The organism is Arthrobacter sp. 01T425, from assembly GCF_056398725.1.
This window is the reverse complement of the sequence record NZ_JBFTPY010000011.1, coordinates 15,590-36,755: the sequence shown is the minus strand read 5'-3', so window position 1 is coordinate 36,755 and position 21,166 is coordinate 15,590. Positions and strand designations below refer to the sequence as shown.

Here is a 21,166-nt window from a genome sequence, read left to right as displayed (position 1 = left end):
ATGTCAGCAGAACAATTGACCGTGGCCGTCATCGGAGCCGGAGGCAAAATGGGGCTGCGTGTTTCAGCCAACCTCCAGAAGAGCGCCCACACCGTCTACTACAGCGAAAACTCGCCGGCAGGCCAGGACCGCGTCCGCGCCGAAGGCCGGGAAATCAGCGCCACCGAGGACGCCATCAAGGACGCCGACGTCGTGATCCTCGCGGTCCCGGACACCGTCCTGGGCGTCGTGTCCCACGGCGTGGTTCCGCAGATGAAGTCCGGCGCCATCCTGCTCACCCTCGACCCGGCCGCCGCCTACGCCGGCCTGCTTGCCAAGCGCGACGACGTCGTCCAGGCCGTGGCCCACCCGTGCCACCCCTCGGTCTTCCTCGAGCGCACCACCAAGGAAGAATGGGCCGACACCTTCGGCGGCCAGGGCGCCCCGCAGAACGTGGTTGCCGCGATCGACGAGGCCGCCACCGATGCCGCCCGCGCCGCCGCCGAGGCCACCATCAAGGTGATCTACGCCCCGGTGATCGACGTCCACTGGGTCACCGTCAAGCAGCTCGCCATCCTCGAGCCCACCCTCGTGGAGACCGTCGCCTGCATGATCGGGACCCTGCTCAAGGAAGCCCTGCACGAGACTGTGCACACCGCCGGCGTCCCCGAGGAAGCAGCCAAGGCCATGCTGTTCGGGCACGTCCAGATCGCCCTGACCAACGCCCTGCGCGGCTCCAACCCGTTCTCCGAAGCGTGCGAAATCGCCATCCAGTACGGCAAGGACACCATCATCAAGGACGACTGGAAGAAGATCTTCGACGACTCCGAGCTCGATTACGTCATCGCCAAGATGCTCAAGCTCGAGCCCGCCGTCCAGCGCTGACCCCTAACCCCCCCCGGCCGAATTCGCCGGAAGCCTGCGAGCCCGCCGGAAAAGTCCGGCGACCTCGCAAGCTTCCGGCGAATTCGCACGCCCGGGGCAGGACGGGTCAGATGGCCCGGGGCAGGACGGGTCAGATGGTGCGCGGAGCCTTGGCCAGGTTCTCTGTGAGCTCGGCCGCGTTCTGCCGGATCACGTAGGCCGGGCGGTCCCGTTCCGTGCGCCAGCTTTCGGCGAGCGGGCCCATGTTGACGGTGTCGAAGCCGAATTCGTCGTAGAGCCTGGTCACCAGCTCGGCCGCCTCCGGGAAATCGCTCGCCGTGGCCAGGGCCCGGCGGTTCGGGGTGCCGGCCGGGGTCCCGTCCGTGGTGATCTGGGAGTACATGATGTGGTTGAAAGCCTTGGCCACCTTGGACTGGGGAAGGTGCTCCTGCAGCAGGCCGGACGTGGTGGCCTCGCCGGCATCCAGGGCCGGGACATGCCCGTCGCGTTCCCAGTAGTAGTTGTTGGTGTCGAGGACGATCTTGCCGGCCAGCGGTTCCACGGGGACGTCCGGGAGGCTCCTGAGCGGCACGGTGACGACGGCGAAGTCGCCGGCTGCGGCCGCCTCGGCCGGCGTTGCGGCCCGGGCCCTGGGCCCCAGTTCCGCGACGAGCTCCGCCAGGGTTTCCGGCCCGCGCGAGTTGCTGATCACGACGTCGTAGCCGACCTCCACGGCCTTGCGGGCGATCTGGCCGCCAATGTGTCCTGCACCGATGATTCCGATTGTTGTCATGCCGGAGAAACAGCCGGGCGAGCGAAGATATTTCGCCGGTTCAGGACTGTGTGCGCCGGGGACCGACAGGACACCGGTCGGGGCAGGCGAGTCCAAATCGCCGGAAGCCTCCCCGCTCGCCGGAAAGTTCCGGCGAGCCCGCAGAGTTCCGGCGAGTTCGCTCGTAGAGAGGCTAGCGCCTAGGGAGGCTAGGCCGTGGGGCCCGGTTCGTCGTCGGTGTCCGGGCCTTCTGCCGCGTCCTGGGAATGGGCGCGGTCGTCGAAGGGTTCAGCCGTTGCATCACCTTCGGCCGGGGTCTCGCTGTGGTGGCGCTCCGGCGCCTGTGAGTCGTCGCTCATGTCCGCTCCTTAGCTGCTCCTGCGGTGGATTGCTGGCTATTTGAACATCTAGCTCCCGCTGCGAGAGGGCTGTCAAGGGCCCGTTGATCCTGCGGATTCAGACGGGCGTCCGGCCGCCGGGAAGGCTGGAATCCCGTTTGATTACCTTGCGGGGGCGCAGGGCATAGTCGCGGGACCGCTTGCTGGAGAGCGCCAGAAGCAACAGGATGTCCAGGGTCAGGCCGGGGAGATTGGACTTCAGGGTGATGTCCGGGCCGCCGTGGAAAACATCGACGGCCTGGAAGCAGATGGCGGCCGTACTCAGTGCCATGGCCACCGTCCGGGCCCAGTTTCGGCCGAGGAACACGAACCACGCCAGCAGGATCTCTGCCACGGCAAAGAGCAGGACAACCGCCGTTGCGGCGCTGACGGCCAATTCCGCCTGGGCCTCTGTGACCGCCGGGCCGGCTACGGGCTGCACCAGTGAGCTGACGTGCGCGTCCTTGAAGAGCACCAGGGACAGGGCCAGCAGCGCGGCCGCCGCCGCGCGGGCACCGACGAAGACCGCCCCGACAATCGTGGTCGAAGGACGCCTGGCGCGGCCCTCGCCCGGGGGTGTGTCGCTCCCAAGCGAGCCCGCGGCGGTCGGCTCCGCGACGGTCGGCCTGAGATCGACGATGGGGAGATTGCCGTCGGTGGTGATGGTGTCGCCCCCGCCGTTGCGCGCGTGATAGCCGGTGGAAAAATCACGGATCACCCTGAGCCCGGCCGCGGGATCGGCCCCGGTAATGGCGCCGACCACATTGTCGCGTTCGGCGTCGGTGTTCTCATCGATTTTGTGGGTGATCTGCAGGGTAAACAGGGACAGCCCGACGCTGCGGTCATACGTGCCGGCCGCCAACCAGTCGACGGCCAGCCCGCCCGGCAGCAGCCAGCCGGGCGGGCACCGCCAGAAGCGGACGTGGTGCCGTTTGCCCGGGGTGCCGTCGACTTCCTGCTGGTAGGCAAAATCCTGCTGGCGGCCGAACAGGAACAGCGGACTGACCGGGGCCTCGAGATAGCTGCGGCGCAGGAGGGTGGAAGAGACGATCCGCCGGCTGCTGGCCAGGGTCACGTCATCGGCCCTTGTCCAGCCCGCGGACCGCATCACGCCATGGATCTGCGGTTCCGATCCCAGCAGGGCTATGTTCACGGGATCGCCCAGCAGCCCGTCGCTGGTGCGCGCCCGGCCGATGAAGTAGTCCGGAACGTAGAGCCGGGTCAGGATCCGGTGCAGACGGGGAAGCACCAGATAGGCGAGCAGGGCCCAGAAGATGAAGAGGAACCAGACCTGCGCCCAGCCCCATTCGAAGCTCAACTGCACCAGCAGCGCGGTCAGCCACACAGCCGCAACGCCGCCCACCACGAAGAACACGCTGTCCAGCACGGAGTACGGCACCGCTTCGGCGGGAGCTGTGACCTCAACCGCTGCCTTGGTCATGGCCGCCATACTACGCCCGCTATCGACGGAGGGCTGGCTCGAAAGATGAATCTTCTGGCCCCAAGGTGGAGCGCGGCCGGATGTGACCTGCCTGTTACAGCCGCCGTGGATAGGGTGACAGCATGGAACCACTACTGAAAGTTTTGCGGCATTGGGGCGCCCCCGCGGCGGCCGTTCTCTTCTTCACGCTGTGGTGCGTGGCCGAGGCCGGGCGGATGGGCCCCGGCCTCCACACCTGGGAGGGGACGTGGCCGCTGATCCTCATGACGGCAGCGATTGCCTGCGCCGCCTGGAAGCCCTACGCGTCGCTTGGATTCACGGCAGGGCTGCTCGCGGGCCAACTGGGGTACGCCATTCCCGCGATGCACGCCAACCACTGGGCCATTTACCTCGGGGCGTTCGTGTCCCTGGCTTTCATCCAATGGACGGCCCGGCGAAGGACACGCTTCATCGCGGCGGCCGCCAACGTGGTGTTCGCCGGCGCCATGGCCTTCCTGATGCTGTCCTGGCGCTACGGCAACGGCGTCGGCTGGTTCCTTCCGCTGTACATGGGCGACCGGTGGACCTTTCAAGCCTACGGCTGGCAACTCTTTTCGCTGCTGCTGGTGATCGCGGCAGCCTGCGCCGCCGTCGGACTTCTGCTGGCGATGTACCAGGAACGCGGCAGCCTGTTCCAGGCCAGGACCATCGCCCAGACCAGCCTCAGGGAAGCCGAGGTGGACCTGATCGTGGAGCAGGAACGGACCCGGATCGGCCGGGACCTGCACGACGTCCTGGCCCACTCACTCGCCGTGATCGCGGCGCAGGCGGATGGCACCCGCTACCTGAGCAAGGACCAGCCGAGGGCAGTGCTAAACGCCCTGGAGAACATCGCGACGTCGGCCCGGAGCGCCCTGGTGGACGCGCAGCGCGTCATCGAGGGGGTGCACGACGACGGCATGGTCACGCCCCAGCCCCGGCTCAGCGACGTCGGGCCCCTCGTGGCGCGTATGCAGGGCAGCCTCGAGATCGAACAGAGCGAGTCCGGCGCACCCGCCGAGCTTTCCGCCGGGCAGCAACTCGCCGTATTCCGGATCATCCAGGAATGCCTGACCAACGCACTGAAACACGGCGGCCGCGGCACCGCGGTGCGGCTGCACCTGGACTGGAGCGGCCCGGGGCTGACCCTGCATGCAGCGTCCGGGATCCCGGAGACCACAGGCAGGGACAGCCCGGACCCCGCCGCCGAAACGCGGGTGGGCCGCGGCCTCGCCGGGATGCGGGAACGCGCCCACCTCGCAGGAGGTTGGATGACGTCCGGCCCGGATGGCGAGCAGTACCGGGTGACAGTCTTTATCCCCTACGGCACAAGGACGGCCGACGCCGATGCTGCCGCCGCCAGCGCGGAGCCGGACCTGGTTCCCGCGGGAAGCCCTGCAGCGCGCCCGGGAATGCAGCTGGCCGAAGCCGGCGACCGTGGCTGATGCCGGGGCGGCCATTACCGTGGCGATTGTCGATGACCAGGCCCTGTTCCGTGCGGGAATCCGGATGCTGGTGGAGAGCCAGCCGGACATGGCGATGGCCTGGGAAGCCGGCGACGGCGCGCAGGCGGCGGCATTCGCCGTCGAACGGTGCCCCGACGTGATGCTCATGGACCTGCGCATGCCGGTCCTTGACGGCGTCGGCGCCACACGGCGGATCGTGCGGCAGGCGGAGGCCGCAGGCACCGGCGCGCCGAAGATCATCGCCCTGACCACCTTCAACCGGGACCAGGCGGTGGTTGACGCCGTGCACGCCGGTGCCAGCGGCTACCTGCTCAAGAGCGCCGAACCGGAGTTCCTGCTCGCCGCGATCCGGACCGTGTACGCCGGGTACTCCGTGATTGCGCCGGGATCAGTGCAGGATTTGTTCCAGCATGCCGCCCGGACCGTGCCGGCCGGGGGACCGGACCTGTCCGCGCTGGAGGTGCTGTCTGTCCGGGAACGGGACGTCTTCCTGCTCGCGGCCAAGGGGCTGGCCAACGGTGAGATCGCCGGAAGCCTGTTCGTATCCGAGGCGACGGTCAAGACACACCTCAGGAGCGTGCTGGGCAAGCTGGGCCTCGGGACCCGGCTCCAGCTGGTGGCCTTCGCCTATGAGCGCCGGCTGCTGGGCTGAGACCCGGCTGGGCCCTCGGCTGAGACCCGGCCGGGCCCCCGGCTGAGACTCGCCGAGGGCCTCTGGCGCGGCGACTTGCGCCGCCGGATTCCTCACCGCCGTAGCGTCAGAAGCTCACCGTCTGGGTCAGGTATCCGTAGTACTGTCCCCCGATCGGGTGGATGGGATCGCCGCCGAAGCCGTAGTCGTGGTGCCGCTTCGAGTACGACTTTGTCAGGTCCAGGTACTGCTCCATGACGTGCTCGGCTGAGCCCGTGCAGGCCTTCTGGCTGATGCAGAGGGCCACGGACCCGGCCACGGCCGGGCTGGCGAAGCTGGTGCCGTTGCTTACGTTGTAGCCGCCGGGCCAGGTGGAGAGCATGCAGACGCCGGGGCCGGCGACCGTGTGGGCCTTGTCGTCACTCGTGGTGGCGAAGTTGGAGAAGAACGCCGGCTGGTCATCCTTTTGCCCGTACTTCGAAAAGTCGTCGGGGCCGCAGATCGGGGCGGCATCCCCGCCGGACTTTCCGTCGAAATCGCCCATGGCGGTGGCGGTCAGTACTTGGTCGTACGTGGCCGGCACTGTGTTGGCGAAGTCCTCACCGGCGTTGCCGGCCGCGACAGCATAGGTGACACCGGCCCGGACCGAGCGGCAGATGGCGTAGTGCATTGCGTCCGTGCCCTTGCCGCAGTTGGGCGTGTCCGCGGCGCCGCCGGCGATGCTGATGTTGGCCACGGCGATGTCGTTGCTGTCGTCATGGTCCTTGCGCGTCGAGGTCACCCAGTCAATCGCGCAGATCAGGCTCTGCTCGGAGATCAGGCCGTTGTCGTCAACCACCCGGACAGACCACAGCGGAGTGCCCGGGGCGGTCCCGATGACGCCCAGGCGGTTGTTCCGGGCGCCGATCACGCCAGCAACGAATGTCCCGTGCCCCAGGACGTCAACGGGGGTCACATCGACGGGCGAGCCGGACTGGCAGTCGACGCCGCCCTTGACGTTCAGGTCCGGGTGGGTCGCATCGATGCCGCTGTCGATCACCGCTACGTTGACGTTGATCCGGCTTGGCCCCCGGTCGAGGGCCTTCCGGACGTCTGAGCTGGTTCCGGCGATCCGCTTGCGCCAAAACGGCGTCTCCTGGGTGGCCGCGGTTCCAAGATCCCGCGGTTGCTGGAAGGTCCGGCCTGCCGTGACGAAGTCGACGTTGGGGTCGGCCTTGACGCGTTGCGCCTGGGCCGCCGTCAGGGTGGCAGAGTAGCCGTTCACAGCGTTGCGGTAGACCTTCGATGCCGTGAATCCGTAGGCGCTTTGCTGGGCGGCCGCCGCCGCTCCGGCGTCCACGACGCCGTCCTTGAGCACCACGATGTAGTTTTGTGCCGGGTTGGCGGCGTTCGAAGGAGCTGCCGCCACCAGGCCGCCGCCCGCCGCCAGGGCAAAGGCCGCCAGCGAGGCCAGCCCGCGCCCGAACCAAAATGTGTCCGGTCTGGGAAGGGAGCTGCGCCGGTGTCTGCGCGGGGTCCGCGCCACCGATGTTAGCTTCGGTTTTGATGCCTTGCGGCTGGCTTGGCTGAACATCGTGGCCTCCCATTAAGCGAGTTCGCTAATTCGAGTGCCCCCCGCCCATATCTTAAGCCTCCGACCGCGTCTTACACCCGGGCCCTTTGGAAAAACTTGAGCCGGCCCCAGCGGCCGGCTCAGACGAGGCTGTCTTCCTTTGCGCGCGCGGAGGCATTTTCCGGTGCCCGGCCGGCCGGTGCCCGGCCGGCCGCGTGGGCGGACGTCGCGGCGTGGGAAGGCGTCGCGGCGTGGGCCGCGCCGGTGTGGTGGCCGAACGGGTTGAACCGGCTGAAACCGAGCTCGGCAAAGGCATACGCGGTCTCGGCGTGTTCGGACCGGTCGACTCCGGCGAGTTCGTCCTCGCGGCTGACCCGGAAACCCAGCGTCTTGTGGATGGCGAGTCCGATCACCGCGGTCCCGAGGCCGGACACGGCCACCGTGATGAGGACGGCCACGGCCTGCGCGATGACCTGGTGGAGCCCGCCGCCGTAGAACAGCCCGCCGCCGGCACCGTCCACCGGGAGCGCAATGAAACCGAGGGCGAGCGTGCCGATCAGGCCGCCGCCGAGGTGGACGCCGACGACGTCGAGCGAGTCATCGAAGCCAAACTTGAATTTCAGGTCCACGAACACGGCGCAGGCCGCACCGGCCACGAAGCCAAGGCCCAGCGCGGCGAGAGGGCTGATGTTGGCGCACGACGGCGTGATCGCCACCAGGCCGGCGACGGCGCCGGACGCCGCGCCCAAGGAGGTGTGGTGGCCGTGGCGGACCTTCTCCGTCACCAGCCAGCTGATCATGGCTGCGGCAGGGGCGGCCAAGGTGTTCACCCAGATCAGGCCGGCCTGCTCCACTGTGGTGGCGGCGCCGGCGTTGAAGCCGAACCAGCCGAACCACAGGATGCCCGCGCCAAGCATAATGAAGGGGATGTTGTGGGGGCGGTGGCCGGGGTCCTTGCCGAAGCCGTGCCGGTTGCCCAGGATCAGGACCAGGACCAGCGCCGCCGTTCCGGACGCGATTTCCACTACGGTGCCGCCGGCGAAGTCGATGACCTGGCCGAAGACGGCACTTACCGCGCCGCCGGCACTCATGAGGCCTCCGCCCCAGACCATGAAGGCCAGGGGGCAGTACACGAGGGTGATCCAGATGGGGACGAAGAGGGCCCAGGAGGTGAACTTCGCGCGGTCCGCGATGGCGCCGCTGATGAGGGCCACGGTGAGGATGGCAAAAGTGGCGCTGTAGCCGGCCTTGATCAAGTCCGGCGAACCGATGAGGCTGCTCAGGCCGAAGCTCGCGAACGGGTTGCCGAACACGCCGAGGACACCTTGCCCGGTGCTCATCGAGTAGCCCCAGAGGACCCACACCACGCCGACGATCCCCACCGAGACGAAGCTCATCATCATCATGTTGAGCGAGGCCTTGGCCCGGGTCATCCCGCCGTAAAACAGGCCCAGGGCCGGGGTCATCAGCAGAACCATCGCCGCCGACACAATCATCCAGACGCTTCCAGCAGTGAGCTCCACCGGCGGGTCCCTTCTCGTCAGTCTTCCGTACCGGGACACGTCGCCGCCGGCCCCCCGATCCGGATTTAATCCTCGCGGAGCCATGTTTCCGGCAGTGAGGCGAAAAGTTGCGGGCACGTTACGGGAATCGCGACGGCGTGAAGTTCGCGTGACCGGCGTGTTTCAGAAATGTAAACGGGACCTCAATCACCAGCCGGTTTTGATGCTGCCGGGTGGGCCAAGAATGAATTCAAATGATTGAATGTTCAATAAACATGGACTTTGGTATCTTCACTTTCGGCGAGCTCACCCGCGATAGCAGCACCGGCATCGCGCTGTCCCCGCAGCAGCGGCTAAAAGAGATCATCGAACTCGCCAAGCTGGCCGATCAGGCGGGCCTCGGATTCCTGGGGTTGGGGGAGCATCATCGGCGCGACTTCGCCCTCTCGGCCCCGGAAGTCGTCCTCGCCGCGATCGCCCGGGAAACATCCAATCTCCGGCTGGGCACGGCCGTGACTGTGCTCTCCACCCAGGACCCCGTGCGGCTCTTTGAACAGTTCGCCACTCTGGACCTGATCTCCGACGGCCGGGCCGAGATCATTGCGGGCCGCGGCGCGTTCGTGGAGTCGTATCAATTGTTCGGCCACAAGCTCGACGACTACGACGCCCTGTTTGATGAGAAGCTGCGCCTGCTGCTGGAACTGCGGGACAACGCCCGGGACAACTCCACAGTGCAGTGGGCCGGAAGACTGACTCAGAGCATCCCGGACATGGACATCGCCCCGCGCCCGGTGCAGGCGAAGCTGCCAGTCTGGGTGGGCGTCGGTGGCACCCCGGCCAGTTTTTCCCGGGCGGGCAGGCTCGGGCTTCCTCTTTTCATCGCCCTGCTGTCAGGGCCGGCCCGTTTCCGCCGCCTTGTTGAGCTCTACCGCGAGAGCGCTGCCGAGGCCGGCCACGATGCCGGCGCGCTGCCGGTGGGGGCCGGCGGTCACTTCTACGCGGCGCCGACGTCACAGCAGGCGCGCGACACGTTCTACCCCTACTACCGGGCCTACTTCGAACAAAACATGCCGCGACCCGTAGACCACTTCCCCCGATCCACCTTCGATTCCTGGACCGAGCCCGGCGGCGGATTGCTGGTGGGGAGCCCGCAGCAGATCACCGAGAAGCTCCTGGAGATCCACCAGACTCTGGGGAACTCGCGATACCTGGCCCAGATCGGACTGGGCGGCCTACCCTATGCCGAGACGGCCCGGTCGATTGAACTGCTGGCCACGGAGATCATGCCCGCCGTCAACAGGGAGGTCTCGGCCGCCCTGGTAAGCAGCCGGACCGGCAAGCAACCAGTCTGACAATCAGCCCGCCGGCTGGCCCACTACAGCGATTCAGTTTTGGTGCAGCGGAATCTCCAGGCAGCGGCCGGAGGCGTTCCAGTAGCCCAGCGTGCCCAGCTGACCGCTCAGCCGCTGCATCCGGGCGGCAATGCCGGGTGCCGATCCGCGGGCCAGGCGCGCCTGGAATCCGGCGATGATGGTCGGATGCAGCCGAAGCGTTCGGGGTGCGCCGGCGTCGGTGTCGAGCATGAACACGAAAGACTGGTCATTGCGCTCGACCGGGTCCACAGCGTAGTCGTCAATGAAGTCCCCGGCGCTGAAGATGATGGGACGGTTCCGGTGGATGCCGACGCCGCGAAATATGTGCGGCGAGTGGCCGAACACGACGTCGGCCCCGGCCTCGATGAGGTCCCGGGCAAGGTCCTGGTGCCCGGCCGGGACGTCGTAGCCCCAGTTGCCGCCCCAATGGGCTGACACGATGAGGACCTGGACGCGGGCCTTGGTCCTGGCGACCAGTTCCAAGAGTCCGTCCAATCGTGTCCCGCCGCGCCGGCCGGCGTCATCGATGGGGACATCCTCCACCGGGACGTAGTAGACCCCGGGAGCCGCGGTGCCCGCCTCCCAGCCGGGCTCGTTGTCCGTGAAGGCAATGAATCCGACGGCGACGGCGCCCACGCGCCACACGGCCGGGCGGCGGGCGGCCTCCAGGTCGGGGCCGGCCCCGGCATGGAGGATGCCGCCGCCGTCCAGCGCCGGCAGCATCTCCCCGAACGCGTCCTGGCCGAAATCCAGGACGTGGTTGTTGGCCAGCGAGACGACGTCGATCCCGGCCGCGAGGAGGCTGGCGACGTTCTTCGGGTCCGAGCGGAAATGGAAGATCTTGCCGGGTTCGGGCTCGCCGCCGGCCGCCAGGACACACTCGAGGTTGGCGACGCGGACGTCCGCCTGCTCCAGGACCGCCAGCGTGTCGCCCCACGGATAGGCAGGCCTGGCCGCTGCCAGGTGCCGGTTCACCAGCCGGCCCAGCATGACGTCTCCCAGCAGCGCGATCAGCATGGACTGCCTGCCTGCCTGCCTGCCTGCCTGTCAGGTCAGGGCCCGGGGGCTAGCTTTGGTAGCCTTCGACCTCGCTGACCGGCCGCACTTCCGCCTCGTCGGGGTTCTCGCCATAGTCTTTTTTCGCGCGCCGCTGGCGGAGCAGGTCCCAGCACTGATCCAGTTGTTCTTCCACCTGCTGCAGCCGGAGGATGTCCGGGCCTCCGGTCCCGCCAGACTGGGTTGAGCCTTCGCGGAGGCCGTGTTCCTCCTCCACCAGGGCCTTGATGCGCTCCAGGATGTCTTGATTGTCCATGGTGTCCTCTTTTCGTCCGACGGCGGCAGACAGCCTTCTCTTCGCAGGGTCCACTTCCAGCAGGTCCCCTTCCAGCCTACGGAGGGGATGGTGCGGTGAACAGGGGCGCCCGGGACCGACGCCGGACGGCACTGGCCGGCGCCTGCGGCCTAGCCAAGAAGTTCGTCCGGGTAGCACCAGCGCCAGTCCTCGCCGGGCTCGACGCTGCGCATGACGGGGTGGCCGCTGAGCTGGAAGTGTTTGTACGCGTGGGTTCCCGGCGAGGAATCGCAGCAGGCCACGTTGCCGCACTGCAGGCACATCCGCAGATGCACCGTCGTCGTCCCCTCCCGTTCGCACGCCTCGCAGAAGGGGCCAGACGGGACGGTGAGATCGGGGGCGGACTCCAGGTGCGGACAAACGCCGCGGGGCCGGGCGATTCCCTCGCCGCCGCTGCCGTCCGCATCCGGTTCCTCCAGTGCGGCGTCCAGCATGGACTCTTCGACGTCGAGGCGGTCAAGGACGTTGACCAGGACCTCGTGCGCGTATCCGCCGCCGCGCCGCAGCTCGAGGACCTTGGTGCGCTCGGCGTCCAGCATCGCCAGCCGGAGTTGGGCGTACCGCTGGCTGGGGGTGGCGGCTTCGGCGGACGGCCGGCCCAGCCGCTCCCATGCGGCCAGCCCGCGCTCCTGGGTGCGCCGTTTGAGCATCGCCACGACTTCGGGGGGATCGGCGTCCGAACGCAGTTCCTGGAGCCGCTGCACGCCAGCCGCCGTCGCCATCTGCATCAGCGACGCCTCGTTGAGCGCGTCCTCGCGCGGGTCCGGTCCCTTCACGCGCAGCAACCGGACCAGCGCCGGGAGCGTGAAACCCTGCAGGGTCAGCGTGCCGGCCACCACCACGAGGGCCATCAGGATCAGGACCGACCGGTGCTCCAGCTCCGCCGGCAGGACCAGGACGGCGGCAAGCGTCACCACGCCGCGCATGCCGGCCCAGGAGACGATCGCCGGAAATTGCCAGGGCGGCGCGGGATCCTTGCGCCGGACCGCGGGAATGAGCCGCGGCAGGTACGTTGCGGGGAAGACCCAGACCGGGCGCAGGACCAGCACGGCCAGCAGCACGGCGGCACAGCCGAACCAGATCCGTTCCGGCCCCAGCGAGTCATCCCGGACGCCCTCGATGATGGTCCGGACCTGCAGCCCGATCAGCAGGAAAACGGAGTTCTCCAGCAGGAACTGGACCGTGTGCCAATTGCTGCGCTGGCTCAGCCGTGCCGCCCCGTTTGGCATGGACGGCGCCTTGGTCCCCATGATCAGCCCGGTGACGACGACGGCCAGGACGCCGGAGGCGTGGATCGCTTCCGCCGGGAGGTAGGCGACAAGCGGGGCGATCAGGGAAGTGGAAGTGTTGATGGCCACGTTGCGGATCCGCTTGCGGAGCGCCGTGAGCACGAAGGCCGCGGCAACGCCCACCGCCACGCCCCCGCCAACCGCCAGGACGAAGCCGCCGGCAATCTCCGCGGCGGAGACAACTCCGGCGATCGCGGCGATGGCAGCACGCAGGCAGACCAGCGCCGTGGCGTCGTTGACCAGCGATTCGCCCTCCAGGATGGTGACAACCCGGCGGGGCATGCCCACCTTTCGCGCAATCGCCGTCGCCGCCACGGCGTCAGGGGGCGCGACGACGGCGCCCAGGGCCATGGCGGCCGCCAGCGGGATCTCGGGAAACAGCCAGGCGACCACCAGCCCGACGCTGACGGTGCCGAAAATGACGTAGCCGACCGACAACAGGCCGATGGAGCGGCGGTTGGAACGGAAATCGAACAGCGAGGTCTGCAGCGCCGCCGCATAGAGCAGCGGCGGCAACAGCCCGACCAGAACGATTTCGGGGTTCAGTTCGATGGTCGGAACGAACGGCAGGAACGAGCACACCACGCCGGCCAGCACCAGCAGCAGTGGGACGGAGATGTTGATCCTTTGGCCCAGTGCGCTGCAGGCACAGACGATGGCGACGAGGGCCAGCAGCCCGAAAGCGACTTCCATGGGCCCATTCTCTCAGCTTCCCGTCCTGTGCCGGCGGGATCCCTGCAATGCATCATCAGCTTGCTTACGACTTGGCGGCTTTCTAGAGTTAACACTGCAAACCAAGTGGGACACTGCGCGTGGCGCCGGCACTGAACGAATGTTGCCGGCCCGCGCCCGGCACGAGGAGGACACATGTCAGAGCACAATCTTTCCGGCAAGAAAGTCGCGTTCCTGCTGACGGACGGTGTGGAGCAAGTGGAGCTGACCAGCCCGTGGGATGCCGTCAAGGAAGCCGGCGGTGTGCCAACCCTGGTCTCGCCCAAGAGCGGAGAGCTGCAGGGCTATGACGGCACCGAAAAGGGACAGCGGTTCGCCGTCGACCTCGCCGTGGGGCGGGCCGACGCCGCCGATTTCCACGCCCTGGTCATCCCCGGCGGCGTGGTCAACGCCGATCACCTCAGGGTCGACAAGGAGGCCCAGGCGTTCACGCGTGCCTTCTTCGAGCAGCACAAGCCCGTCGCCGCCATCTGCCACGGCCCGTGGCTGCTCATCGACGCCGGCGTGGTCAGCGGCAGGAACCTGACCTCCTACCACACGCTGCAGACGGACCTGAGGAATGCCGGCGCGATCTGGACTGACGAACAGGTCGTGGTGGACCAGGGCCTGGTGACCAGCCGCAGCCCGCGTGACCTTCCGGCCTTCAACGCCAAACTCCTTGAGGAAATCGCCGAAGGCGAGCACGCAGGCCAGACGCCTTAGCCGCAATCCCGCCGCAGCGTCCGACGGCGGCACCGGCCGCCGTCGGACGCATTCGGCCGGCCGTTCACCTGCTTAGTCGCGGGCTGCCCGGTTCCGCGGCCGGACATCTACCCACGCTGTTGGTTTTGCGGCAGGATATGCCCTGTACCGTGCACCGTCGTCGTTGCCGCCCGGCCGGCGCCCCCAACAGCAAGGAGTTTCGGACATGACTACGCTCAATCCCTACCTCGGCTTCCGCAACAACGCGAAAGACGCCATGACCTTCTACCAGTCGGTGTTCGGCGGGGAACTGACCATGAGTACCTTCGCCGAATACCACGCCAGCGAAGACCCGGCGGAGCAGGAGAAAATCATGCATGCCCAGCTCAGGACGGACGCCGGCATGGTGCTGATGGGCGCGGACACGCCCAACAGCATGGACTACACCGCGGGCAACAACTTTTCCGTGTCCCTGAGCGGATCCAACGAAGCTGAGCTCCGCGGCTACTTCGACAAGCTGGCCGATGGCGGCACAGTCGCCATGCCGCTGGAGAAGGCACCCTGGGGCGACGTCTTCGGCATGTGCAAGGACCGGTTTGGTGTGGACTGGCTGGTAAACGTAGGCTCCGAGCCCGCCTAAAACGGGCCCTCGGCCGCGCCGGCAGTAAGGGCTATCCTGAATGCAGCCAGGACAGTGCAAGCGCGAGTCCAACCCCTGGCCAAGGGAGCCATGCAATGACCGAGAAGCTGCACCTCAGCCCGGAAGATGACTTCCCGGAGGATCTCAGCAAGTTGCCGGACAAGGATCTTCAGGTACTCGACAGCCAAGTCGAGCGCCAACTGGACTATGAGTACGTGGTGGAGGGGGAGCCGAATCCGGAGACGGAATTCCGGCACTATGACCTCGATGAGGAGTTCGAGGAGCGGGACAAACGGGACAACTGATCCGCCCGATCATCCTGAAGGGCCGGCCGCCCCGCACGGCGTCAGGGTTCTAGCCAGCAGGCTTACTAGACTGGGCTGACCACCCGGCGACGAAACGAGCCCTTCATGACCCCGGCAGCTGCCACGCGGTCCCTCCTGTACCCGTGCTCCCCGCCGCGGTCGTTTACAGCATGACCGGTCCGGTCCGCCTGGAGATTTCAGCCGCGGGCCACGCCGGCCACGTCTTCGCCTCGCGCGAAATGGCCGGCGGGTCCGCGCCCGCCGTCGTGCTCATCCACGGAATCGGCGCGTCACACCGCTACCTGCGCCGGCTGCACCGGCTCCTGGCCGGGTCGAGGGAGACCTACTCCATCGACCTGCCGGGATTCGGTGCCACCCCCAAGCCCGCGTACCAGCTGTCCATTGCCGACCACGCCCGTTACATCCTCGGCGCCATGGAACAGCTTGGCGTGGCGGAAATAGTGCTGGTGGGGCACTCAATGGGAACACAGATGGCTCTGGAAGCGGCCCTTCAGCAGCCGGAACAGATCTCGAATGTGGTGCTGATGGGTCCCGTGGTGGACCCCAGGCACGGATCCGTGGCACAGATGGGCCTGGCGCTGGGCCGTGACTGCCTGTTCTACGAGAGTCCCTCCTCGAACGCCTTGGTTTTCACCGACTACCTGCGTTGCGGCCCGTCCTGGTACTTCAAGACCCTGCAGGTCATGATGGAGTACCCGATGGAACAGAAGATCGCCGGCGTCAGCGCACCGGTCCTCGTGGTGCGCGGCGCCAACGACCCCATCGCGGATGCAGACTGGTGCCGCCGGCTGGCCGGGCTCGCCAGCCGCGGGAGGCTGCTGGAAGTGCAGGGAACCGGGCATGTCGTCCAGCACAACCGGGCCCTCGAAGTGCGGGACGGCATTCTGGCGTTCACGGGCCTTGGCGCGGCGGCGGGCGAGCCGCTGCCCGGAAGCCCGGCCTGACCGCACTGGCTGCTCGGGGCCGGGGTTAGACGTCGAAGTGGGTCCGGGTGGGGCCCTGCCCGAGTGACTCGACCACCCCGGCCGCGACGGCGTGGAGCTTGATGTTCCGGGCGCTCGAGGCCGACTTCAGGAGCTCGAACGCCTCGTCCTGGCTGCAGCGGTTCTGCGCCATGATGATGCCGACGGCGACGTCGATCACGGTCCGCGTCTCCAGGGTGGCCTTGAGGTTGGCGGCTGTATCGCTGCTGTGCGCGAACCGGACGGCGAGGCGCAGCGCCATGGACGTCTGGTGGACGAAGTCACGGGCCAGCTCCGTGGCGCGGTGATCGAACCGGCCCGGCCGGTGCGAATAGAGGTTCAGGGCGGCCCGGGTCTCGCCTTCCAGCAGGAACGGCAGCGCCAGGATCGACCGGAAGCCGTGCCCCCGCACCGCCGCGGCGTACTGCGGCCAACGGCCATCGAGTTCAAGGTCCTCAACGTGGACGGTTACCTGTTCCCGGGAAGCCGTCATGCAAGGGCCGTCACCGAAGGTGTACTGGATTTCGTCCATGGCCTGCGCGGCGGGGCTGCTGCTCGCGACGGTGGCCGCCTTCTTTTCCCGAAAAAGCGTGATGCCGCACAGGATCTCGTCCCCGGGCTCGGACAGGCTGCGCGCGGATACGCGGGCCAGCTCCCAGAGGAAGTCCTCGACGTCGGAGCTGCTGAGCACCAGTTCATGCAGCTGCTGGTTTATTGAATTTGCGGTTGACTCGCTGACCACTTATCTGTTGTGCCGTTTCACTCAGGTCAAGACGACCCGGCTGTGCTTTCCACCGCGGCAAGGAGCGGATACGGCAGCGGCCGGATCGAAGAACAATCCAACGGCTCGCTGCAAAACCGTACCGGGAGAGTATATACATCCGGGAAACGCAGGTTCCACACAGGGCTCCGGGCCGGACGGCTCCTGAACCGTTCGTCCCGGGCATAAGCTGTGCCTTAGGCGAAATGTCGCGAACGGATTCCGTATGCCAGAGCTGGACGTCAAGGACTTACCCTCCGCCCCGCTGGCGATCGCCCGCGCCGCGGGCCGGCCTGTTGCCGCCGTGTTGGCCGAGCTGGGCTCGGGCGGGAACGGACTGACGGGTGCCGAAGCGGGCAGGCGCCTGACGGAAATAGGGCCGAATGCGGTGCGGACCCACATGGCCAGCGGGTGGTCGGTGCTGGGCCGGCAGCTGGCAAGCCCCATCCTGCTCCTCCTGCTCATCACCGCCGGGCTTTCACTGTTTCTCGGGGACGCCACGAACGCGATCGTCATCGGCGTGATCCTGCTGGTCAGCGTCGGGCTGGGGTTCAGCAACGAATACCGGGCCGAACGCGCTGCGGAGGCCTTGCATTCCCGCGTCACGCACCGCGCCGTCGTCGTCCGCGACGGAAGTCCGGGCGAAATCGACGTCACCGCGCTGGTGCCCGGCGACGTCGTCCACCTGGGGATCGGCGCGATCATTCCGGCGGACATGCGGGTGCTGACGGCCAAGGACCTCCTGTGTGATGAAAGCATCCTGACCGGGGAATCGCTGCCGGTCGCCAAGGATCCTGCGCCTGTGCCGCAGGATGCCCCGCTGGCGGACCTGACCAGCTGCGTCTTCATGGGGACCGTGCTCCAGTCCGGCAGCTGCACGGCAGTGGTGGTAGCCACCGGGGGCCGGGCGGAATTCGGCCGGATTGCACTGGGCCTGGGCGAACGGCAGCCGCAGACCGAGTTCCAGCTGGGCCTCAAGCGGTTCTCCTTCCTGCTGCTGCAAGTGGCCATCGGACTGAGCTCGCTCATCTTCGTCGCGAACCTGCTGCTGCACCGGCCCGTGATCGAATCCCTGCTGTTCTCCCTGGCGATCGCGGTCGGCATCACTCCGCAGCTGCTGCCCGCGGTGGTCAGCACCAGCCTGGCCACGGGCACCCGGCAGCTGGCCCGGCGCAAGGTCCTGGTGAAGCGCCTGGTCTGCATCGAGGACCTGGGCGACATGGACATCCTGGTCACGGACAAGACCGGGACGCTGACCGAGGGCCGGATCAGCTTCACCGCCGCGCTGCCCGTCGGCGCGGGCATCGAGCCCGCTGAGCTGCTCACGCTCGGACTGCTGGCGACAGAGGCCGAATACGCCGAGGCGAGGCTCTCTACGGTTGGCCTGAACCCCTTGGATGCAGCCCTCTGGGAATCACCCGACGCGGCGGGCTTCCGGCCGGAGCGCTACGAACGCCTGGACGTCATAGACTTCGACCACCAGCGCCGCCGGACCAGCGTGCTGGTGCGCGAAGCGAACGGACCTGCCCGCATCATCACAAAAGGCTCGCCGGAAGACGTCCTGGCCCTCTGCGTGGGCACGCCGGCGGACGTGCAGGCGATGCTGGACAAGCAGTTCGACGCCGGATCCCGGGTGGTGGCTGTCGGAACGCGACCCGCTGGCGGCCTGGAGGACCTGACGCCGCCCGACGAGAAGGATCTGGTCCTTGCCGGTTTCCTCATCTTCCTGGACCGGCCCAAAGCCAATGCACGGGCCTCCCTTGACCAGCTCGAGGCGCTCGGCATTACGGTCAAGATCGCCACCGGCGACAACGCCAGGGTCGCCGAAAAGGTCTGTGACGAACTCGGCGTGCTCTCCGGCGGGACGCTCAGCGGCGCCGCCGTGGAGGCCATGTCCGATCCGGAGCTGGCCGCCGCCGCACGGGAGGCGAGCATCTTCGCCCGCGTGTCGCCCGAACAGAAGGCGCGGATCATCCGGCTGCTGCGGCTAAGCGGCGGCGCCGTCGGGTTCATGGGCGACGGCGTCAACGACGCCCTCGCACTGCATGCCGCGGACATCGGCATCTCGGTCGACAGCGCCACCGACGTCGCCAAGGACGCTGCCGACGTCGTGCTGCTCGACAAGGACCTGGGGGTGTTGGCCGAGGGCGTCATGGAAGGCCGGCGGATCTTCGCCAACACCATCAAGTACGTTCTCATGGGCACGTCCAGCAACTTCGGCAACATGTTCAGCGCGGCCACGGCCTCCGTGGTGTTGAGTTTCCTGCCCATGCTGCCGGGCCAGATTCTGCTCAACAACCTGCTCTACGATGCCGGCCAGCTGGCCATTCCGGGCGACCGGGTGGACAAGGAACAGCTGGTGGCCCCATCGCATTGGGACATCGGCTTCATCCGGCGTTTCATGTTCCTGTTTGGCCCCATCAGCTCCATCTTCGACTTCGCGACCTTCGCCCTCATGCTTTTCGTCTTCGACGCGGTTCCGGGCGAATTCCGGGCCGGCTGGTTCATCGAGTCCATCGTGACGCAGACGCTGATCATCTTCGTCATCAGGACCCGGCGCGTGCCCTTTTTCCGGAGCAGGCCGTCGCTGGGCCTGGTCGGGGCCTCCCTGGGCGTGGTGGCCCTCGGGGTGTACCTGCCGTTCTCGCCCCTGGCCGGCGTGCTGGGCTTCGATCCGCTGCCTGTGCCGTTCTTCCTCGCCCTGCTCGGGATGGCAGTGGTGTACCTGGTGCTGGTGGAAATGGCGAAAGTCTGGTTCTACTCCCGGGCCGCCCAGCAGCCTGTCTCACGCGAGCCGGCGGCGCTCCGGCACCGCGGCCAGACCCACCGCATCGCCCGCCGGGCCGCCCGCTTCAGCATCCCGGCGGCCAGGCCGCTGCTCGTCCACCGTGGCCCGGGCTGGCGCCGCCGACGCAAACTCGGGCATAAAGGCCCTCACAGGGTTTCGGGCGCGGGCGGATAGTTGGAGTCAGCGGCCACCTGGTCCTGTTCGGGTTAGGGGAACCCGTAGGAGCGCACCAGTTTCAGCAGCACACGACTGATGGCCGATGGCCCACGCTTCGACTTGAAAGCCATAGCCCATGAGCATTTTTGAAGACAGGGTCGACGCCGGCAGGCAGCTCGGCAGGCGTCTGGCGGAATTGCGTGGCCAGGACATTGTGGTCTTGGGCCTGCCGCGCGGCGGCGTGCCTGTGGCCTTCGAAGTCGCCGCAGCCCTGGATGCTCCCCTGGATGTGATTGTGGTGCGGAAACTTGGGCTTCCCTACCAGCCCGAGCTCGCCATGGGGGCTATCGGTGAAGGCGGCGCCAAAGTCCTGGACGAGGAGGTCCTGGCCCATGCGCGGATCAGCGGTGCGGAACTCCAGGCTGTTGAAGAACGCGAACGCGGCGTGCTGGAAAACCGGGTGGTCCTGTTCCGGAAGGGCCGGACCCGGCACGACCTGACCGGACGCATCGCGGTGATCGTCGACGACGGGATCGCCACCGGCTCCACCGCCCGCGTGGCCTGCCGGGTCGCCCGCAAACAGGGTGCGGCCCGCGTGATCCTGGCCGTTCCGGTTGCCCCCGCCGAGACCCTCGCCGACCTGACGGAACCGGACGAAGTGGTCTGCCTGGCGACGCCGCGCCAGTTCACCGCCGTCGGATACCACTACCGGGACTTCTCGCCGACTGACGACGACGAGGTGTTGCGCCTGCTCGATCTTGCGGCCAAACGCGTCGAGGCCGCACCGCCGCCCTTCTGGACCTCGACGGCGACCCGCGCCGGCACTGCCGCCGACGTCGACGAGGAAGTGGAGATCCCGTCCCGCGCGGTGCGGCTCCAGGCCCAGCTGCACCTTCCGGTGCCGGCCAGCGCCGTGGTGCTGTTCGCCCATGGCAGCGGCAGCAGCCGCCACAGCCCCCGGAACCGGTACGTGGCCGGCGTCCTGCAGCAGGCCGGTCTCGGCACGCTGCTGCTGGACCTGCTGACGCCGGCGGAGGAGCGCCACCGCGCCAACGTCTTTGACATCGAACTCCTGGCCCGCAGGCTGTCCTCGGCAACGGACTGGCTTTCCACCCGGGCGGACACGGCCTCCTGCGCTCTGGGGTACTTCGGTGCGAGCACGGGAGCCGGGGCTGCGCTGTGGGCGGCGTCGGAGCCGTCGGCGCGGATCGCGGCTGTCGTGTCCCGCGGCGGCCGCCCCGACCTCGCCGGCCCGCGGTTGTCCGCCGTCAAGGCGCCCACGCTCCTGATTGTGGGGAGCCTGGACCACGAGGTCCTGGAACTGAACCGCCGGGCGAAGGCGATGATGCGCAGTCCCAGCCAGCTCGCCGTCGTGCAGGGGGCAACGCACTTGTTTGAAGAGCCGGGCACGCTCGCGGCGGCGGCCATCCTGGCGCGGGACTGGTTTGTCGACTACCTGCTGCCCCCGAACGGTGCCGGCGCGCGGGCCGCGGGCGTCTGAGGGGC

The 21,166-nt window shown here is 67.8% G+C and carries 19 protein-coding genes; 10 read left to right on the top strand and 9 right to left on the bottom strand.

The window, feature by feature from the left end:
* Positions 1 to 864, top strand: coding sequence for a phosphogluconate dehydrogenase C-terminal domain-containing protein (locus tag AC1DNG_RS13395; protein WP_476887573.1), 864 nt, complete (start codon positions 1 to 3; stop codon positions 862 to 864).
* Between the two features lie 130 nt (positions 865 to 994).
* Here the strand turns inward: AC1DNG_RS13395 and AC1DNG_RS13390 are convergent, their stop codons facing one another.
* The 3 genes from AC1DNG_RS13390 to AC1DNG_RS13380 form a co-directional block, all read right to left on the bottom strand.
* Entirely contained in the window at positions 995 to 1,636 is a 642-nt protein-coding gene (locus AC1DNG_RS13390) for an NADPH-dependent F420 reductase (protein WP_476887572.1), read from the bottom strand.
* 188 nt (positions 1,637 to 1,824) lie between these two features.
* Entirely contained in the window at positions 1,825 to 1,974 is a 150-nt protein-coding gene (locus tag AC1DNG_RS13385; protein ID WP_164468554.1) for a hypothetical protein, read from the bottom strand.
* A gap of 97 nt (positions 1,975 to 2,071) precedes the next feature.
* Positions 2,072 to 3,433, bottom strand: a complete 1,362-nt coding sequence (locus AC1DNG_RS13380; RefSeq protein WP_476887571.1) for an LssY C-terminal domain-containing protein — start codon at positions 3,431 to 3,433, stop codon at positions 2,072 to 2,074.
* 122 nt (positions 3,434 to 3,555) lie between these two features.
* Here AC1DNG_RS13380 and AC1DNG_RS13375 point away from each other — a divergent pair, with 122 nt between their 5' ends.
* The gene (locus AC1DNG_RS13375; RefSeq protein WP_476887570.1) at positions 3,556 to 4,896 is read left to right on the top strand and encodes a sensor histidine kinase; all 1,341 of its coding nucleotides are present in this window, start codon (positions 3,556 to 3,558) and stop codon (positions 4,894 to 4,896) included.
* Positions 4,889 to 5,569, top strand: a complete 681-nt coding sequence (locus AC1DNG_RS13370) for a response regulator (RefSeq protein WP_476873393.1) — start codon at positions 4,889 to 4,891, stop codon at positions 5,567 to 5,569. Before AC1DNG_RS13375 ends, AC1DNG_RS13370 begins: the two co-directional genes overlap by 8 nt.
* Before the next feature lie 106 nt (positions 5,570 to 5,675).
* On the opposite strand, the gene AC1DNG_RS13365 is transcribed toward AC1DNG_RS13370, so the two are convergent.
* Both AC1DNG_RS13365 and AC1DNG_RS13360 read right to left on the bottom strand, forming a co-directional pair.
* Positions 5,676 to 7,121 (bottom strand): S8 family peptidase, encoded by a 1,446-nt coding sequence (locus tag AC1DNG_RS13365; protein ID WP_476887569.1) that lies wholly within the window; start codon positions 7,119 to 7,121, stop codon positions 5,676 to 5,678.
* 119 nt (positions 7,122 to 7,240) lie between these two features.
* On the bottom strand, positions 7,241 to 8,623 hold the full coding sequence (locus tag AC1DNG_RS13360) for an ammonium transporter (protein ID WP_476887568.1): 1,383 nt from the start codon (positions 8,621 to 8,623) through the stop codon (positions 7,241 to 7,243).
* A gap of 254 nt (positions 8,624 to 8,877) precedes the next feature.
* Between AC1DNG_RS13360 and AC1DNG_RS13355 the strand changes: the two genes are divergently transcribed.
* On the top strand, positions 8,878 to 9,954 hold the full coding sequence (locus AC1DNG_RS13355; protein ID WP_476887567.1) for an LLM class flavin-dependent oxidoreductase: 1,077 nt from the start codon (positions 8,878 to 8,880) through the stop codon (positions 9,952 to 9,954).
* Between the two features lie 33 nt (positions 9,955 to 9,987).
* On the opposite strand, the gene AC1DNG_RS13350 is transcribed toward AC1DNG_RS13355, so the two are convergent.
* The 3 genes from AC1DNG_RS13350 to AC1DNG_RS13340 all read right to left on the bottom strand — a co-directional run bounded on the left by AC1DNG_RS13350 (position 9,988) and on the right by AC1DNG_RS13340 (position 13,308).
* Positions 9,988 to 10,992, bottom strand: coding sequence for a CapA family protein (locus tag AC1DNG_RS13350; RefSeq protein WP_476887566.1), 1,005 nt, complete (start codon positions 10,990 to 10,992; stop codon positions 9,988 to 9,990).
* A 49-nt stretch (positions 10,993 to 11,041) separates the two neighbouring features.
* Positions 11,042 to 11,287, bottom strand: a complete 246-nt coding sequence (locus AC1DNG_RS13345) for a DUF2630 family protein (RefSeq protein ID WP_223913561.1) — start codon at positions 11,285 to 11,287, stop codon at positions 11,042 to 11,044.
* A 149-nt stretch (positions 11,288 to 11,436) separates the two neighbouring features.
* On the bottom strand, positions 11,437 to 13,308 hold the full coding sequence (locus tag AC1DNG_RS13340) for a Na+/H+ antiporter (protein ID WP_476851742.1): 1,872 nt from the start codon (positions 13,306 to 13,308) through the stop codon (positions 11,437 to 11,439).
* Between the two features lie 174 nt (positions 13,309 to 13,482).
* Here AC1DNG_RS13340 and AC1DNG_RS13335 point away from each other — a divergent pair, with 174 nt between their 5' ends.
* From AC1DNG_RS13335 to AC1DNG_RS13320, 4 genes are all read left to right on the top strand, one after another.
* Complete coding sequence (locus tag AC1DNG_RS13335; RefSeq protein WP_476857985.1) at positions 13,483 to 14,049, top strand: type 1 glutamine amidotransferase domain-containing protein; 567 nt, start codon at positions 13,483 to 13,485, stop codon at positions 14,047 to 14,049.
* 205 nt (positions 14,050 to 14,254) lie between these two features.
* Complete coding sequence (locus AC1DNG_RS13330; protein ID WP_476887565.1) at positions 14,255 to 14,668, top strand: VOC family protein; 414 nt, start codon at positions 14,255 to 14,257, stop codon at positions 14,666 to 14,668.
* Between the two features lie 95 nt (positions 14,669 to 14,763).
* On the top strand, positions 14,764 to 14,973 hold the full coding sequence (locus AC1DNG_RS13325) for a hypothetical protein (RefSeq protein WP_028276113.1): 210 nt from the start codon (positions 14,764 to 14,766) through the stop codon (positions 14,971 to 14,973).
* Positions 14,974 to 15,116: 143 nt separating this feature from the next.
* A complete protein-coding gene (locus AC1DNG_RS13320) occupies positions 15,117 to 15,938 on the top strand; it encodes an alpha/beta fold hydrolase (protein WP_476887564.1) in 822 nt (273 codons plus the stop codon).
* A gap of 25 nt (positions 15,939 to 15,963) precedes the next feature.
* On the opposite strand, the gene AC1DNG_RS13315 is transcribed toward AC1DNG_RS13320, so the two are convergent.
* Complete coding sequence (locus tag AC1DNG_RS13315; RefSeq protein ID WP_476887563.1) at positions 15,964 to 16,698, bottom strand: GAF and ANTAR domain-containing protein; 735 nt, start codon at positions 16,696 to 16,698, stop codon at positions 15,964 to 15,966.
* 244 nt (positions 16,699 to 16,942) lie between these two features.
* Between AC1DNG_RS13315 and mgtA the strand changes: the two genes are divergently transcribed.
* The gene (gene mgtA, locus AC1DNG_RS13310; RefSeq protein WP_476887562.1) at positions 16,943 to 19,678 is read left to right on the top strand and encodes a magnesium-translocating P-type ATPase; all 2,736 of its coding nucleotides are present in this window, start codon (positions 16,943 to 16,945) and stop codon (positions 19,676 to 19,678) included.
* A gap of 118 nt (positions 19,679 to 19,796) precedes the next feature.
* Positions 19,797 to 21,161, top strand: coding sequence for a phosphoribosyltransferase family protein (locus tag AC1DNG_RS13305; protein WP_476873386.1), 1,365 nt, complete (start codon positions 19,797 to 19,799; stop codon positions 21,159 to 21,161).
* Positions 21,162 to 21,166 lie beyond the last annotated feature (5 nt).